This window comes from Catenibacterium mitsuokai, from assembly GCF_025148785.1.
Lineage (GTDB): Bacteria > Bacillota_I > Bacilli_A > Erysipelotrichales > Coprobacillaceae > Catenibacterium > Catenibacterium mitsuoka.
The window spans coordinates 2,236,811-2,254,700 of sequence record NZ_CP102271.1; the positions used below are offsets into that span (position 1 = coordinate 2,236,811).

15 protein-coding genes are annotated in these 17,890 nt (G+C 32.4%); 7 read left to right on the forward strand and 8 right to left on the reverse strand.

Going from position 1 to position 17,890, the window contains the following annotated elements; translation table 11 throughout:
- Nucleotides 1-5: 5 nt before the first annotated feature.
- The 5 genes from NQ499_RS11595 to NQ499_RS11615 all read right to left on the reverse strand — a co-directional run bounded on the left by NQ499_RS11595 (nucleotide 6) and on the right by NQ499_RS11615 (nucleotide 6,785).
- The gene (locus tag NQ499_RS11595) at nucleotides 6-551 is read right to left on the reverse strand and encodes a CDP-alcohol phosphatidyltransferase family protein (RefSeq protein WP_040390182.1); all 546 of its coding nucleotides are present in this window, start codon (nucleotides 549-551) and stop codon (nucleotides 6-8) included.
- A gap of 83 nt (nucleotides 552-634) precedes the next feature.
- Nucleotides 635-2,254, reverse strand: coding sequence for a peptide ABC transporter substrate-binding protein (locus NQ499_RS11600; protein ID WP_006506832.1), 1,620 nt, complete (start codon nucleotides 2,252-2,254; stop codon nucleotides 635-637).
- A gap of 234 nt (nucleotides 2,255-2,488) precedes the next feature.
- The gene (locus tag NQ499_RS11605) at nucleotides 2,489-4,108 is read right to left on the reverse strand and encodes a peptide ABC transporter substrate-binding protein (protein WP_006506833.1); all 1,620 of its coding nucleotides are present in this window, start codon (nucleotides 4,106-4,108) and stop codon (nucleotides 2,489-2,491) included.
- A 282-nt stretch (nucleotides 4,109-4,390) separates the two neighbouring features.
- A complete protein-coding gene (locus NQ499_RS11610; RefSeq protein ID WP_006506834.1) occupies nucleotides 4,391-5,377 on the reverse strand; it encodes a hypothetical protein in 987 nt (328 codons plus the stop codon).
- Nucleotides 5,378-5,447: 70 nt separating this feature from the next.
- On the reverse strand, nucleotides 5,448-6,785 hold the full coding sequence (locus NQ499_RS11615) for an MATE family efflux transporter (protein ID WP_006506835.1): 1,338 nt from the start codon (nucleotides 6,783-6,785) through the stop codon (nucleotides 5,448-5,450).
- A 136-nt stretch (nucleotides 6,786-6,921) separates the two neighbouring features.
- On the opposite strand from NQ499_RS11615, the gene NQ499_RS11620 reads away from it, so the two are divergent.
- From NQ499_RS11620 to NQ499_RS11645, 6 genes are all read left to right on the forward strand, one after another.
- The gene (locus tag NQ499_RS11620) at nucleotides 6,922-7,467 is read left to right on the forward strand and encodes a hypothetical protein (RefSeq protein ID WP_040390183.1); all 546 of its coding nucleotides are present in this window, start codon (nucleotides 6,922-6,924) and stop codon (nucleotides 7,465-7,467) included.
- A complete protein-coding gene (locus NQ499_RS11625; protein ID WP_006506837.1) occupies nucleotides 7,467-7,730 on the forward strand; it encodes a DUF1292 domain-containing protein in 264 nt (87 codons plus the stop codon). The genes NQ499_RS11620 and NQ499_RS11625 overlap by 1 nt, the downstream gene beginning before the upstream one ends.
- 228 nt (nucleotides 7,731-7,958) lie before the next feature.
- A complete protein-coding gene (locus NQ499_RS11630; protein WP_006506838.1) occupies nucleotides 7,959-8,324 on the forward strand; it encodes a hypothetical protein in 366 nt (121 codons plus the stop codon).
- A 246-nt stretch (nucleotides 8,325-8,570) separates the two neighbouring features.
- Nucleotides 8,571-9,341 carry a hypothetical protein gene (locus NQ499_RS11635; RefSeq protein ID WP_006506839.1) on the forward strand — a complete coding sequence of 257 codons (771 nt, stop codon included), beginning with the start codon at nucleotides 8,571-8,573 and terminating at the stop codon, nucleotides 9,339-9,341.
- On the forward strand, nucleotides 9,322-10,851 hold the full coding sequence (locus tag NQ499_RS11640; protein ID WP_006506840.1) for a type IV secretory system conjugative DNA transfer family protein: 1,530 nt from the start codon (nucleotides 9,322-9,324) through the stop codon (nucleotides 10,849-10,851). The genes NQ499_RS11635 and NQ499_RS11640 overlap by 20 nt, the downstream gene beginning before the upstream one ends.
- 71 nt (nucleotides 10,852-10,922) lie before the next feature.
- The gene (locus tag NQ499_RS11645; protein WP_050772200.1) at nucleotides 10,923-11,501 is read left to right on the forward strand and encodes an ATP-dependent Clp protease proteolytic subunit; all 579 of its coding nucleotides are present in this window, start codon (nucleotides 10,923-10,925) and stop codon (nucleotides 11,499-11,501) included.
- A gap of 66 nt (nucleotides 11,502-11,567) precedes the next feature.
- On the opposite strand, the gene NQ499_RS11650 is transcribed toward NQ499_RS11645, so the two are convergent.
- The gene (locus NQ499_RS11650) at nucleotides 11,568-14,789 is read right to left on the reverse strand and encodes a tetratricopeptide repeat protein (RefSeq protein WP_040390184.1); all 3,222 of its coding nucleotides are present in this window, start codon (nucleotides 14,787-14,789) and stop codon (nucleotides 11,568-11,570) included.
- 226 nt (nucleotides 14,790-15,015) lie between these two features.
- On the opposite strand from NQ499_RS11650, the gene NQ499_RS11655 reads away from it, so the two are divergent.
- Nucleotides 15,016-15,207 (forward strand): hypothetical protein, encoded by a 192-nt coding sequence (locus NQ499_RS11655; protein WP_040390185.1) that lies wholly within the window; start codon nucleotides 15,016-15,018, stop codon nucleotides 15,205-15,207.
- 82 nt (nucleotides 15,208-15,289) lie between these two features.
- Here the strand turns inward: NQ499_RS11655 and NQ499_RS11660 are convergent, their stop codons facing one another.
- Nucleotides 15,290-17,623, reverse strand: coding sequence for a CHAT domain-containing protein (locus tag NQ499_RS11660; protein WP_040390186.1), 2,334 nt, complete (start codon nucleotides 17,621-17,623; stop codon nucleotides 15,290-15,292).
- On the reverse strand, nucleotides 17,577-17,888 hold the full coding sequence (locus tag NQ499_RS11665; protein WP_006506844.1) for a tetratricopeptide repeat protein: 312 nt from the start codon (nucleotides 17,886-17,888) through the stop codon (nucleotides 17,577-17,579). The genes NQ499_RS11660 and NQ499_RS11665 overlap by 47 nt, the downstream gene beginning before the upstream one ends.
- Nucleotides 17,889-17,890: the final 2 nt, after the last annotated feature.

Here is a 17,890-nt window from a genome sequence, read left to right on the forward strand (position 1 = left end):
TGGGATCAACCCACCTTTTTTAATATGTTGATATTCTCTTTGGCGTATAGATAGAATGATAGAAGAATAAGAAATGTAGAGATAATTGTAAGAACAATAGAAAGAGTATAAGAAATATTATAGAAAACAATATGCACAATAATCATGAAATCTAACATAAATGTAGCAACTTTACCATGCCACACTGCCCCATGTACTTCCCCTGTTTTCTTGATAACAACCATACCTATACAAGCCATAAACAGTTCTTTAATAAGAATACATATAAAAGGAATAACAAGCCATCTAAAGCGTGTCATAAGACATAGGAGTACCACTGCTTGGGTTGCTTTATCCGCCACAGGATCAAGTATTTTACCTAAATCACTCATCATATTAAATGTACGAGCTATATACCCATCTAACAAATCAGTCACACCTGATATAAGTAATAATATTCCTGTTAAGACATAATCCTTTTGGTTCATATACATATATACAATTACCGGCAACAGCAACAATCTAAACACAGATAATATATTAGGTATTGTGAAGATATTCTTATTTCTCATACTATCACTTCCTTATTATTAATACTAAAGTGTATAGTGCGAATTATCAATATAAAAGAGGCAGTTGCCTGCCTCAATGTGTGTTATTTAAGTGTTACATATTTGAATACGTATGGAGTACTTACTGTATTATGAACTAATCCCTTAACGTTCTTAGCCTGTAATGCAGCTGTACCAGTTTGAACAACTGGTATATTTGGCATATCATCCATCATTACTTTTTCAGCTTCAAGTAATTCATTCCAACGTTTATTTACGTCAGTTTCATTCTGAGCCTGTTTTAATAATGAGTTGTACTGCGCATTTTCCCATTTACCATAGTTGTTTGAGTTACTGCTTGCAAGAACGTTTAAGAAAGTAGTTGGATCAGCATAGTCTGGAGCCCAACGAGTGCAGGCAATCTGGAAGTTACCACTTGCTTCTCTGTTATAGATTCTGTCTTTCTTAACAGTAGCTACCATGTTAACTTTTAAGCCCTTTAACTTAGTAAATGAACCCTGTAAGTATTCTGCGAAAGTATCCATTGGAGATTCATCAGTACCATATAATAAATCAACTGTGATTGTATCAGTACCTAATTCTTTCTTAGCAGCATCTAAGTATTCCTGTGCTTTCTTTACATCATAGTCTACATATTTACCAGATTCTTCACGGAAATCCTTACCTGAAGGACTCTTACATAACTGAGCTGGTACAAAACCAGTAGCTGGCTGTGAACCATCTTTTAAGATGTTATCACATAAATCTTTTCTATTGATTGCATAAGATAATGCATGTCTTAAGTTTTTGTTTGCAGTAGTATCTGCCTTGAAGTTACAGATTAAGTAAGCAAGATATCCTTCTCTGATAGCCTTGAAAGTATCTTCACCTTTATACTTATCTACTAATGTAGAATTGATTGTAGCGTAATCAACTTTACCATTATCGAAGTTCTGAGCAGCAGTCTTAGGATCCTGTACTAAGTACATTTCTAAGTTCTTAGTCTTAACAGACTTTGCATCATAGTACTTATCATTCTTAGTGAATGTAGCCTTGTTACCCTTGATCCACTTAGTCATCTTATAAGCACCATTACCTAAAATATATTCAGGCTTAGTTGCATAGTTCTTACCACATTTTTCAACGAACTTCTGGTTCTGTGGGAAGTAACATGGGAATGACATTAAACCTACAAAATATGGAACATTCTTTTCAAGATCAACGACAACAGTCTTGTCATCAGTTGCTTTAATACCAAGTGTGTTTAACTGTTCATCAGTTGCAGCAGTACCTAAATTAATTAAAGAATCCGCATTCTTAATTGAAGCACCTTCGCTACCTAACATATAAGCGTAGTTACCTGCATTCTTGATGATTCTGTGCCATGAGTATACGAAATCCTGTGCAGTGACTTTATCACCGTTTGCCCATTTAGCATCTCTTAAATGGAAAGTATAAGTTAATCCATTGTTGCTTACATCCCAGCTCTTAGCGATACCAGGGATTGTGTTACCCTTCACATCAACAGTTGTTAAACCGTCTGTGATTGCAGTGATTGCATTGAAAGACATTGCATCATCAACGACTGTGCTGTCCATACCAACGATATCTGTATCATTCGCAAATCTGAATGTATCAGTATCTGTCTTAGAACCACAGCCAGCAAGCATACCTGCAGCAGTAGTTAATGCAAGCAATACCTTTACTGTTTTACCTGTTTTCATTAATTATCCCTCCAAAATTTATTATTAATGTTAACAGTTGTGTAGTTTACGCTTTACATCAGATATAGTCAATCGTTTTGTACATTTTCTTTGTAAAAATATTAAAATCTCATTACATTTTAGTGATATCAGAAATATTGTAAATGTTTAATCAAAACGAAAAAAAAAAAAAAAAAAAAGGAGACAGCATTTCTGCTATCTCCTTGGCCACTCTGTTTTGACACAAAGTAGAGGTTATTTTAATTTAACATATTTGAAAGTATATGGAGTTCCTACTGGTACCACTACTAATCCTTTTACGTTCTTAGCCTTTAATGCTGCAGAACCTTTTTCGAATACTGGGATATAAGCCATATCTTCCATCATAACTTTTTCAGCCTGGATCATTAAATCCCAACGCTTAGTTAAATCTGATTCTTTCTGGATCTGTTCCATTAATGCATCAAACTTCGCATTAGCATATTTACCATAGTTGTTTGAGTTATCAGTTAAAGCTAAGTTTAAGTAAGTTGTTGGATCTGCATAGTCTGGTCCCCAACGAGTACATACTACCTGGAAGTTACCATGTGCTTCTCTGTTATAGATTCTGTCTTTCTTAACAGTTGCAACCATGTTTACCTTTAAGCCTTTTAACTTAGTGAATGAACCCTGTAAGTATTCAGCCATAGTATCCATTGGAGATTCATCAGTACCATATAATAAATCAATAGTGATTGTATCAGTACCTAATTCTTTCTTAGCTGCATCTAAATATTGCTGAGCTTTCTTCTGGTCATAGCTTACATATTTATCTGCATCATCACGGAAGTCTCTACCAGCTGGGCTAGTAGATAACTGAGATGGAACGAAACCAGTTGCAGCCATAGAACCATCTTTTAATACGTTTTCACATAAGTCTTTTCTGTTGATTGCATAAGCTAAAGCTTCTCTTACGTTCTTGTTAGCAACAGTGTTGTTCTTGAAGTTTAACTGTAAGTAGAATAAGTACCCTTCATTGAAAGTAGTGAATGTATCTTTATCTTTATACTTATCTACTAATGTAGAGTTGATTGTTGCATAGTCAACTTTGCCATTGTCAAAGTTCTGTGCAGCAGTCTTAGGATCCTGTACTAAGTACATTTCAAGATTCTTAGTTGCTACTGTTTTAGCATCATAGTACTTATCGTTCTTAGTGAATGTAGCTTTGTTTCCCTTAACCCACTTAGTCATCTTATAAGCACCATTAGATAATGTGTATTCTGGCTTAGTACCATAGTTCTTACCACATTTTTCAACGAACTTTTCGTTCTGTGGGAAGTAGCATGGGAATGCCATTAAGTCTGTGAAATATGGAACTTTGTTTTCAAGTTCTACTACTAAAGTCTTATCATCTTTAGCTGTAACACCAAGAGTAGCCATCTGTTCATCAGTTGCGTTAGCACCTAATTCCATAAGTGCATCTGCATTCTTAACTGAAGCACCTCCGTTACCTAACATATAAGCATAGTTACCAGCATCTTTGATGATCTTACGCCAAGAATAAACGAAATCATTTGCAGTAACCTTATCACCATTTGACCACTTTGCATCTCTTAAGTGGAATGTATAAGTCTTACCATCATCACTTACATCCCAGCTCTTAGCAAGTGCAGGTGCAGTCTTACCTTTTTCGTTAACGGCTGTTAAACCATCTGTAATAGCATGAATTGCGTTGAATGACATACCATCATCAACTACTGTAGAATCCATACCCTGGATATCTAATTCACTTGCAAATCTGAATGTATCAGTATCTGTCTTAGAACCACAGCCAGCTAACATTCCTGCAGCAGTGGCAGCGGTAAGCAATACTTTTACTGTTTTACCTGTTTTCATATATTCTCCTCCTGTAGTATTTTGTTTTCTACTATGGTGATAAGTTTAGTCTAAAAATTGTATACTGTCAACATAATTTCATACAAAATTTTGTATTTTAGTGACAAATCATATTTTTATTACTGTATTTACTAAATTCTAAACAAGTGTGTCTATTTTTTAGTAACTTTTTATTACTTTAATAATAGATTGTACTGATTTCTGTACAATATTTTAAATTGCAAAGGACGTATGTACAAAAAATGAACAATACAATCCTGTATTGTTCACTTTTTGTGTTTTCTATTTTTTTAGCCTATTTTGATAGTCCTGCAGAGCATCTGTGGCATAGGATCTTGCATTAGATTCATTGATCTGATTGTAGTATTTTGCCTTATTTGTGACCTTTGTAGAGAACTCTTTCTTATAAGTAGCAATGATACGATAGTCAAATAACTTATTATAATCACTGCTCATTGTGTCATAAGATTCTACAAGGGCATATTCATAAGCATGATATGTACTATGAAGCAATGCCTCTAGTAGAGTTGTAGAAGAAGCATGATCTAATTGACTGATATCAAAAGTAATTTCTTTTGATTTATTATTATACTGACAATAGGCATGTGTTAAGTTACTTCCAGCCCCTACTTTGATTCTTGAAGATATACCGAGATAGTCTCTTTCGTTATTGCATATAGTTTGTAATGTATTGAGCTTCTCTTTACGTTCAAGTTTAGACCAGTTATGTAAATTTTTAAGTGATTTTTCATCATATTTTCTCATATAGACATCTGTATTGTTTGTAATCTTAGTAGATGATTGAATGATAGAAGAACCAAATAAAGTAAAGCTTAATACAATGACAAGTGATAAGAGAGAAGCCAAACCAATCACAAGCTGTGATTTTTCTAATAATGAGTTATAGTTTCTTCTTTTGACTTTAGATAAATATAAACCGATGTAAATAACATTAAGTGTAATAAGTATTCCCCATACTAATCCAAGAGGTAGTGTAAGAAGTGGCATATATGCGATTGTAGTATAGATACCAAAAGGCATAAGCACATTAAGCGCTATACTTAAATAATTTCTTCTGTCATCTTTCTCAAAGTAAATGAGTCCAACGCTAAGTATTGCAAGTAAGAATAAAACAAGTTTGGATTGGAGTAATGAGCAGCCTGGGATGACTTTGAATAAAAATAAACAGAATATAACAAGAGTAATGAAATATACTCCTACAGATCTTATGATGAATTGTTTAAGTGTTAATGTATTATGTTGTTTCATGGGTTATCCCTCCCTTATTATTCATTTTAAAGGAAACTGTAACAAAAAGAAAGCCAGAGTTGATTCTGGCTTACATAATAAGTTTCTTCTTTTTTACTACAAGATAAGCAATCACAATAGATGCTGAAGTCACAGCCCAGCTGACTGGATAAACGACTAATACTGACTGGAATGTCTGTATTCTTGCGAATACGATGAAAATCCAGGCCAATCTTAGAGCACAAGTGAAGACGATACAGAGAACTGTAGAAATCATTGGATTGCCTAGTCCTCTGAGTGCACCTGACATGATTTCTATTGTCATATTGAGCACTTCAAATGTGACTACAATAGAAATACGAACACAAGCTATTTTCACAATGGCAGGATCTGATGTAAAGATTCCTGCTAGAGCTGGTGAGAATGATACGAAGAGTGCACTGATAGCACCTGTAAAAAGTGCACCAAGTAACATACACCATCTAATAGACTGGATACATCTTTTGTAGTTCTTTGCGCCATAGTTTTGTGATGTAAAGGTAATAGCTGCCTGCGCAAATCCTGTAACTAAGAAATAAGAATACATTTCAAAGTTTAAGGCAACAGTAGAGGCTGCAACAATATCAGCACCTAAGCTATTAATAGCTGATTGAATGATGATATTAGAAATATTGAACAACATTCCCTGTATTGCAGCAGGAATACCTATAATAAGTATTTCTTTTGTATAGACCCATTCCATCTTCATTCTATCTAGTCTGACCTGTAATGCCCCTTCTTCTTTATAAAGAATCCTAAACAACAATAAAGAACTTGTCGCATCAGCAATCGTAGTGGCTAAGGCAACACCAGCGACATCTAACTTAAACAAGATGACAAATACTAAGTTCAATACAACATTGATCGTTCCTGAAATAATCAAACAATAGAGTGGTCTTTTGGTATCTCCACCTGCCCTTAGAATCGCAGATTCAAAGTTATAGATAGTTAAGAAGAACATTCCTATGAAACAGACTCTTAAGTAGAGTACTGCAAGAGGTAGTACTTCTTTTGGTGTGGACATGAGTTCTAATAGTGGACGGGCAATGATTTCTCCAATAATAGAAACAATAAAACCAGTGATAACAGATAATACAAGCGCTGTATGAATGGCCTGATTGGCTCTATCTTCTCTTTGTGCTCCTAAAAAACGTGAAATAATAACATTCGCTCCTACAGAGAATCCTACAAAGATAGTGATAAATAGATTAGTAATTGGTGCAGTACTCCCTACTGCTGCCAATGAATGACTTCCTGAAAACTGCCCTACAGTCGCTACATCACAGGAATTGAATAACTGCTGAATAATACTTGTAGCTGCTAAAGGTAATGCGAATGCAAGGATCTTATCCCATAATGATCCTTCTAATGGATTAATTCTTTTAGCCATAATTTCCCCCTTCTTGCCTATTCTATCTTTAAAGCACGCTTTAAGGTCAATACTATACTTATTTAAATTTTAGAAGGCATTTTTTCACAATTAGAAATCATTTTCCTATATAATTAATATGAAAGGAGGTTTCAGTATGAAGAAACTATTTACATTATTATTATCGTGTATAGTAGTGTTTGGTTTAAGTGCATGTACAAACAATAATAAGGATACAGGACAGAGTAATTCTGCTAAACAAACTGATACACCAACACAAACAAAAGAATCAATTGATGATGCATTCTATAAGGATTTAAAGAAAGCCTTAGAAGCAAGATGGGAAATCGAAGAAAATGATGCAGAAGTCACAACAGAAATCTATACTCGCTATGTAGATACTGAACTGAAGTATTTAAGCAAGTATGAGCATGCAGAAGATTCTTTTAAAAATCATGAGATTGGTGATGCTGCTGAAGATTATGTAGACGCATTGCTAGATGGTAAGAAGATGGCTTATCTGATTGATAAGGATTATACTACATGGCATAGAGAACATGATGAAGATGTATTTGAAGATACGACTGAAGCTCTTTATAAGTTAAATAATATTAAGAAAATTACTTTTGAAAATGAAGAGAACCAGAAGAAGTTTGATCGTCTTGTGAAATATGGAGAAGAATATAGTAAGAGGGATGACTAATGGATAATATTGTCGTATTAAATGATGAACATGGAAATGAAGTAGAGTTTGAATATCTTGATTTGATTGAACATAATAATGAAGCATATGTTGTTTTATTACCTGTAGAGGATGATGCAGATGAAGTAGTAATCTTAAGATGTGAAGAATCAGATGATGACTCTGATGAAGAAAACTATCGTTCAGTAGATGATCAAGAATTATTGAATGAGATATTTGAAATCTTTAAAGAAAAGAATAAAGATAATTTTGATTTTGATTAAGAGCGAGGGGGGGCACCTGAATGGTGACCCCCCTTTTATGATGGTTCGATAAATTATTCATGCACAAATAAGTAAATACGTGTATATACGATATATATGTATTGAATATTTTCACATGTAGGACTATTATATACGCGAATTTTGATATTGTTATTTATGATATATATCAAATGAAGGTAAACACACTTAATGGTGTTTATGTATATATTTTGAAGGGAGAATTTAATCATGAAAACTTGGAAATTAGTTTCTGGAATATTATCAATCGTATTAAGCGTATTTGTATTATTCCAATCAGCATTGGCTGGCGTAGCCAATACAATGTCAGCAAATGGAGAAGCTGGAGGAAGTGCTGGATTATTTGTCGCAATTCTTTTACTTGCTGGTGGTATTGTTTCTATCTGTGTGAGAAAAAGTGTTAAAAAAGGTGGCAATATTGCATTAGTTGTATTATTTGGTTTAGCTGCTTTATTTGGATTTACTGGTGCTGGAAGTTATGGTGACTTATATATTTGGTCATTCTGGTGTTTAATTAATGCAGTACTTGCAGTTGTTGCGTTAGTAAAAATGAAAAAAAGTCTGAAGACAGCGTAATGAATTCCTCCTATTAGGAGGATTTTTTTATATCTAATAATATTTCTGGTTTCATCTACCACAATATATATATCTTGTTAATCTCAATCATCTGCATCCTCCCAATACATGTTTTTGTTTATACCAAGAAATATCTCATCCAAAAAATGGGAATAATAAAGGGATATGTATTATAAGTGAAGGTGGTGATAAAAACGAATTAGAAATCATAAAAGGATCATATAAATTTAAAGGAGGACTGTAACAATGGACACTTTAAAGAAGAATTATAATTCAGAGAACTTCATCCTTCTAGGTAGACCCTATGAGCAAAAAGAAACTATTGAACTTATTGTGAGTATCTATAAGAATAATCATCCAGATTTTTTTGAAGGTGAACGAAACTCATTCATATTTGAACTACGCTATACAGAACCATTTGAAAAAAATTTCACTGAGTTAAAGCGTCTTCAAGGATTAGCGGCCAAGTACGCTGGACGTAGAAATGAATTTCAAGGTTATATTATTATCAATTTAAGCAGTTATTTAAATCATTGTGATGATTGTTATCTTAAATTAATACTTTATTTTCTCATGGATATGAATGAAACATGGAAGTATATTTTTTTAATCGATAATAAGAATGAAAAATCATCTAGAGAATTAGTCAGCAAGGTTCTACAGTTATTTATCATCGACAACATTCCATGCAAAGTAATCGAAGAAAAAAAAGAAAAGAATATGATAAAAATTGTGCATTCAATGTGTGAAGAAAAAGGAATGAGATGTACAGATAGTGTAATATTCTTTTTCATTGATCTATTATGTCATCATTTTAGTGAGGAAGCTGTTTCTCAGTTAATCACAATTATTTCATGGAACTCAAATGAACGTGTCAATATGAAATTGATTGATAAATTAGTATCTAATCCAAATTCTATGATTTGTTATATGCTAAGTAAAAAAGAACTAGACGAGTTAAATCAGATTATCGAATCAAACAAGGAGAAAGAGAAATATGAAGAAACACGAAGCTAGTTATACTGGTTATGTATATGAAAAGCCTATGGCGTATTGGACACCAAAAAAAGAAGTAATAAAACAACTGACTAAAGTAGATTTTGATAAGAATGAAAAGATAGAGAAAGGCGGTTTACCAATCATTTCTGATGGTAAAACTGGCTATATTGATTCTGATGATGGACATACTGCAATCATTGCATCAAGTGGTATGATGAAGAGTCTTTCTTGTTTTACTCCTCTTATCTATACTCTTAGCCAGACGAATACACCTGAAAATATGGTTATAACTGATCCTAAGGGTGAGTTATATAATCTCACCGCAGGAATGCTTCAAAAATCAGGATATAAAGTTTTTTGTATTGATTTTCGTTCTATGGACAAGGATTGCTTTAATATTTTAAAATATGCTGCTCAAATGTATCGTTATGGTAGCAAAGATAAAGGATTATCTTTACTTTCAGACATAGTTAATGTTTTATCCGAAGATCAACGCAAAGTCACAAAAGACCTCTTTTGGATTGATTCTGCTCGCATGTATATGAACGCGACTGGAGCCTTGATGTTTGAATCTTATCCAAAGATAGAACAGATTAATGTTTTAAACTGGTCTAATTATAATATGGAGTATTCTACTAAGAGTCTTAAATTATCTTTTTTAAGTAAAATGCCTGACAATCTAACAAAGAACTCTCTGATGCAGATTGTTTCTGCTGCAAATGAAACACTTAGAAGCATTTTGGTTTCAGCTGCTGCTTGTTTTGGAGTATTTAATCAAAATCCTAAATTATCTAGAATGTTGTCTCACAATACGTTTGAATTGCATGATTTACTCAATCCTAAAACTGCTTTATTTATTGTAACTGATGATACAACATCTACAGCTGATCCAATTGTTGGAATCATTATAAATCAGATTCAAAGTTTCTTGATTGATAAGGCTTATCATTCTAAAGGTGGCCGCTTAAAAACACGTATGAACTTTATCTTAGATGAATTTGCCTCAATACCAATTCCAAATATGGATAAGGCATTAGCAACACATCGTAGTAGAAACATTAGATATTACCTTTGCGTACAGAGTTTAGCACTATTAAATGAAAGATATCAAAACCCAGAAAAACTCCTTTCTAACTGTACATCTACATTGTATCTTGGCTCTACTGAACTTGAATTACTTAATAAGTTAGAAACAAAACTAGGAAACACAAATATTACTCCTAATGGTTTAGAAAAACCATTATGTAGCATTACAGATCTTATGATGCTGAAAAAAGTATGGAATTACAAAGAAGCAATCTATATCAATATTTCAAAAGGAATCAAATATTGTATGATGTTGCCAAGCATTTATATCTATGATGATAAAAAATATGAAGTACCTTCATATGATATCAATCCACCAGAGGTTGAAATTTATACAACACATCAATTTGTGAAGGATGTAGTGACTGGTAATATACCTATTCCTTTTTCAAATGGTATTGTAATGAAAGATGAGACAGCCGTGATGTTCTTAAAAAAATAAAAATCATAGTGAAACTTAAAAATATTTTGAAGATGTATCTGATTCACCAACGGTTAAAGGAGGAATAGAATATGAAATTACCATCAACAAGAATTACTACTTCTACAGGTTATATGGTTTCTGATTGTATATCTGAAGAATTTTCTAGAAGAGTCATCTACATTACAGATGAAATCACAGATTCTCTAGCGGCAGATATCTGCTGCCAAATGAATCATTTAGCTGCAGTGAGTAATGAAGATATCACTCTTTGGATTATGTCTCCTGGTGGTTCTGTTACTGCAGGATTAGCTATTCTAGATACTATGAATAGTGTTGAATGTGATATTAAAACAATTGTAATGGGCCAGGCAGCTTCTATGGCAGCAGTGATTGCATCATCTGGCACAAAAGGCAAACGTTACATAGGAACAAATGCCTGGATGATGATTCATCAAGCTCTAGCTGGATTCTCAGGGCAGACCACTGATATTCTAAGATCTGCACAACACATTGAAGAAATCAATAATAACTTGTATTCAATACTTGCACGAAATTGTAGTGCTCATATTGAAACAATTGCGAAAGATTGTGATAGAGATTATCATATGAATGCTAGAACAGCGATTGTTTATGGTTTAGTAGATCATATATATCAAAGTCCCAGCTAATTGAAATTCATACAAAAAGGTGATTACTTTAGATAAGTCTTCACCTTTTTTGATGTGTTTCTAATGCTATGCGTTTTCTATCTTACCCTGCATAATGAATCCATTCCAATCTTCCTGAATATATTGATTATTCTTCTTTCTGACTATTTGTCCAATAGTTTCACTTTCCTCAATTCTATTGTTGAGTTCATTGAGGTTTCTTGTATATACGAAAGGATTCTTGATTTTGTTCTTCATTTCTTTTTCAAAGACATCTCTCAATTCTTTGAGTTCTTTTAAGCCATGTTCTTTCAAGTATTCCTTGGTATCCTTAAAGGACTGATAGATATTGTTTGTCTGATTGTATCTTTCATAGAATGATTTCATAAATATTGCAGAGTTAAAGTCATCTACTTCTTCTACAGTAAGAAGTAATGTCTGGCATCCTGCAAGCTCAAAGGCACGTCTAATACCATAGATACCTTCACCACTTATATTCTCACCTAAACCTGTATTACATGCTGATAATACAGCTAGTTCTGTACCCTTTAAGTCCATATACTGTATTTCTTTAGCACTGATATAACCGTAATTATTATCTTCCACGTTATATCCTGATAAGCATAGAATACCTCTATCCATTGGTTCCATATTTTCATTATCTAGATAGTCACCATGTGTAGAAACATGAAGTACTCTAGGTCTTTTTGTATTAAAGAAGTTATCATGATTGGCTTGATATGAACTATATATAGTGGACCTTTCACCATAGATATCATGAATAAACATACCTTCTAGATATGAGCCATAGAGTACGCCTTTTGTATCTCCCCTATCATTATCTTCAGATTGTGTACCTGAGAAGTCTGGATATACAAAGGATACAAGCTGATCTGTGTAATCGTCATCCGTATTCTTCTTGAAGAGTGTCTGGACAGAACTTAGATAGGAAATATTGAGACAGTCAAGTACTCTTTCAAATGATAAATTATAGAGGTTACCATCAGGACAGATATAAATATGATCATAGTCTCTAATAGAACCAATGAATAATTGAATATCTTCATCATTTATAAATGAACCACTAATGAGATCTTCATAATCAACAACACACTGTGAATATTTTCCTTTCTTTATGAGAATAAGACCATACTTTGAATTATCAAGTTCATAGAAATCAATAACAAGCTTATTACTTATCATATGAGATACTTCTTCTAGAGATAATCTTTCACCCATTGTTTCATTGTGGAATCTATTGACATCTATCTCAAAAGACAGATTCTTATTGATGAAAAGATAATCTACTAAGTCTTTGATATTTCTTTCAAAGACACATGATTTCAATAATTCATATATTTCATTGAATGATTTAAGAAAGTTTCGTCTGGAAGAGACTTCTTTTATACTAAAGGCGGTTCTCTTAAGATTATTAATATTTTTAAAATATGCGTTCAAACTCTTCTTAATAGATTGATTATCTGTTTCATCTTGTAGAATCTGTGAAACTAGTAGGTTTGATAGTGCAAGCAATGTATCAGGATGACTCTCTCCTAGATTTTCTTTTAATGCATTATAAGCTATGTTTTCTATTTCTAACGCCTTGTTGTAATCCTCTATATCACTGTAAGCACCTCCTAGATTGGAAAGTGCTATTAATGTACTTAGATGGTTTTCTCCTAGATTTTCTTTTCTTGTATTATAAACTGCATTTCTCATTTCTAATGCCTTGTTGTAATCTCCTAAACTAGAATAAAAGTACGCTAAATTGTTTAGTGCAGTTACTGTATTAAGATGTTTAGCTCCTAAAGTATCTTTGCTTGAAATATAAGCTATAGTTTGTAGTTTAAAAGCCTTATTATTATCTCCAGAATTAGTGCAAGAGTTTGCTAGATTGATTAATGAAGATAATGTATCTGGATGGTTCTCGCCTAAGGTTTCTTTGCTCGCATTATAAACTGCATTTCTCATTTCTAGCGCAGTATTGTAATCTCCTAAATTAGAATAAAAGTTTGCTAGATTGTTTAAGGCAGATAATGTGACAGGATGGTTTTCTCCTAAAATATCTTTTAATGCATTATAAGCTGTATTCTGTAGTTGTAGTGCCCTATTATAATCTCCTAATTCAAAATAAGAGTTTGCTAGATTGTGTAAGGCAGATAATGTATCTGGATGTTTCTCTCCTAGAATTTTCTTTCTTTCATTATAAACTACATTCTGTAGTTCACATGCTTTGTTGTAATCTCCTAAATCGGAATATGAGTTTGCTAGACTACTTAATGAAGATAATGTATCTGCATGTTTCTCTCCTAGTTTTTCTTTTCTTGTATTGTAAACTGCTTTTCTCATTTCTAGTGCTTTATTGCAATCTCCTAAATCAGAATAACAGTTTGCTAGATTAGAAAGTGACGTTAATGTATCTGGATGAGTCTCTCCTAAAAATTTCTTTCTTGCATTATAAGCTGTATTTTCAGTTTCCAATGCCTTTTTATAATCTCCTAAGTCACTGTAAGTAAGTCCTAGATTTGCAAGTGCTGTTAATGTATCTGGATGGTTTGTTCCTAGAATTTCTTTTCTTGTATTATAAACTGTATTTCTCATTTCTAGCGCGGTATTGTAATGTCCTAAATAAGAATAATAATTTGCTAGATTGTTTAAAGCAAATAATGTATCTGAATGATTCGCTCCTAGAATTTCTTTACGTGCAGTATAAACTGCATTTTGTAGTTCAACTGCTTTGTTGTAATCTCCTAAATCAGAATATGAACTTGCTAGATTAGCAAGTGCTATTAATGCGTCTGGATGTTTCTCTCCTAAATTATCCTTTAGCGCATTATAAGCCGTATTTTTCATTTCTAGCACCTTATCGTTGTATCCTAGATAACTATAAATGACCGCTAAATTAGAAAGTGCCTTTAACGTATCAGAATCACTTTCTCCTAGAATTACTTTTCTTGTATTATAAACTGTATTTTGTAGTTCTGCTGCCTTATTATAATCTCTTAAATCAAAATAAGAGCATGCCAAATCATTTAAAGCAGATATTGTATCTAGATTATTTTTTCCTAGAATTTCTTTCCTTTTAACATATACCTCTTCATGTAGTTCTAATGCTTTATTGTGTGCTCCCAAATCTCTATAATAATTAGCAAGATTATTCAACGTATCTAATGTAAACAGATTATTTTCTCCTAGTTTACTTTTACATAAGTCATATAACTCCTGATAAGGATTTTTTTCTTTTATACTAATGTCAATTTCTTCTTCATCTTCTTGTTTAACAAGATCATCAATCGTAAGCTTACTCATACTTATTCCTCCCAACAACATCCGTCAATTCCATTCTAATCTATTAAAAACAACTATTCTATACTCCTTTAATCAAAAGACAATAAATGCTGAAAGTTAAAATGTTTTAAGACAAAAACAGGGAATTTTAATAACCCATAAGTTATTTTATGAAAGGCATAAGAAAGTGTATCAACATTTCAACTACACTTTCCTTAATCTTTATTGCCTTGTGAGGAGGATACATATGTTAGAACTAATCTTAGTAATACTTAACTTATGGTGGTTCTACAACACCAAATACTTTGAACGTTGGTCTAAAATCAAAATTGGTGATGATCAATTTTCAATTTCCATTACAGCATTAATTATATTAATCTATATAGCCATCGGTGCATTTGGTTTTGTACGATGGTACTATTATCATCGTAGACTCTAATAATGTAATACTAATTACAGAGATAAACAGTAAAAACATAGGGACAGCAACCGTAACATTGCTGTCCCTTTAAATATGATTATTAGTTTTCTATCTTTCCCTGAATAATGAATCCATTCCAGTCTTCCTGAATATATTGATTATTCTTCTTTCTGACTATTTGTCCAATAGTTTCACTTTCCTCAATTCTTTTATTGAATTCATTAAGGTTTCTTGTATATACGAAAGGATTCTTGATTTTGTTTTTCATTTCTTTCTCAAAAACAGTTCTTAATTCTTTGAGTTCTTTTAAGCCATGTTCTTTCAAGTATTCCTTGGTATCCTTGAAGGACTGATAGATATTGTTTGTCTGATTGTATCTTTCATAGAATGATTTCATAAATATTGCAGAGTTAAAGTCATCTACTTCTTCTACAGTAAGAAGTAGTGTCTGGCATCCTGCAAGTTCAAAAGCTCTTCTAATACCATAAATACCTTCACCACTTATATTCTCACCTAAACCTGTATTACAGGCTGATAATACAGCTAGTTCTGTACCCTTTAAGTCCATATACTGTATTTCTCTAGCACTGATATAACCAGAATTATTATCTTCTACATTATATCCTGATAAGCATAAAACGCCTCTATCCATTGGTTCCATATGTTCATTATCTAGATAGTCACCATGTGTAGAAACATGTAGTATTCTTGGCCTTTTTGTATTGAAGAAGTTATCATGATTAGCTTGATATGAACTATATACAGTGGACTTCTCACCATAGATATCATGAATGAACATACCTTCTAGATATGAACCATAGAGTACACCTTTTGTATCTCCTCTGTCATTATCTTCAGATTGTGTACCTGAGAAGTCTGGATAGATAAAGGATACAAGCTGATCTGTGTTACCATCATCCGTATCATTATCGAAGAGTGTCTGTACAGAACTTAGATAAGAAATATTGAGACAGTTAAGTACTCTTTCAAAGGATAAGTTATAGAGTTTACCATCAGGACAGATATAAATATGATCATAGTCTCTAATAGAACCAATGAATAATTGAATATCTTCATCATTAACAAATGTACCACTGATAATTTCTTCACAATCAACAACACACTGTGAATACTTTCCTTTCTTTATGAGAATAAGACCATACTTTGAATCATCAAGTTCATAGAAATCAATAATCAGCTGATTACCTATCATATTAGATATTTCTTTTAAAAATAATCTTTCCCCCATATTTTTATTGTGGAATCTATTGACATCCATCTCGAAAGATAGATTCTTATTGACGAAAAGATAATCTAATAAGTCTTTGATATTTCTTTCAAAAACACTGACTTTCAATAATTTATATACACCATTGAATGATTTAAGAAAGTTTCGTCTAGAAGAGACATCTTTTATATCAAAGGCAGTTTTCTTAAGGTTATTAATATTTTCAAAATATGCAGTCATATTCTTCTTAATAGATTGATTATCTGTTTTGTCTTGATGAATCTGTCTTGAAATTAATTTACTTAATGCGATGAGTGTACCAGGATGACTCTCTCCTAAAATCACTTTTTTTGCACTATAAACTGATTTTGCAATTTCAAACCCTTTTTTATAATCTCCTACCTTACTACAGTAAATTGCTATACTATCAAGTGCCATCAATGTACTAAGATGCTTCTCCCCGAGACTATCTTTTGTTTCAGTATAAACTATATTTTCTGTTTCTAATGCCTTGTTATAATCTTCTAAATAAAAATAATGGATTGCTAAATTATGTAAAGCAGATAGCGTGTCAAAATGCTTCTTTCCCAGAATTTCTTTTCTTGCATTATAAATTATGTTCTCTAATTCACATGCTTTGTTATAATCCCCCAAATCAGAATATGAGATAGCTAAATTATAAAGTGATCTTAATGTATCTGAATGATTAACTCCTAGAATCTGTTTTCTTGAAATATAAACTTCTTCATGCAGTTTCACCGACTTGTTGTAATCTCCTAAATTAGAGTAAGAGATTGCTAAATTAGAAAGTGATGTTAATGTATCTGGATGTGTCTCTCCTAGAATTTCTTTTCTTGCATTATAAACTGTATTATGTAATTCAAACGCCTTACTATAATCTCCTAAATCAGAATAATAGCCTGCCAGATTGAAAAGTGATGTTAATGTATCTGGATGATTAACTCCTAGAATCTGTTTTCTTAAAACATAAACCTCTTCATGCAGTTTCATCGCCTTGTTATAATCCCCTAAATCAGAATAGGTGATTGCTAGATTAGAAAGCGATGTTAACGTATCTAAATCTCTCTCTCCCAGAATTTGTTTTCTAGAATTGTAAACTCTATTCTCCATTTCTAATGCCTTGTTGTAATCTCCTAAATTAGAATAAAAAATTGCTAGATTGGAAAGTGATGTTAACGTATCCAAATCTCTCTCCTAGAACCTCTTTTCTTGCATTATAAACTTTATTCTCTGTTTTTAAAGCCTTATTGTAATCACCTAAATGATAATAAGAGATTGCTAGATTAGAAAGTGATGTCAATGTGTCTGGATTATTCTCATCTAAAAATTCCTTTCTTCCGTTATAAACTGCTTTTCTCATTTCAAACACCTTGTTGTAATCTCCCAAACATTCATAAGAAATTGCAAGAGCCTCTAATGCATCTAATGTATCTGGATGTTTTTCTCCCAATT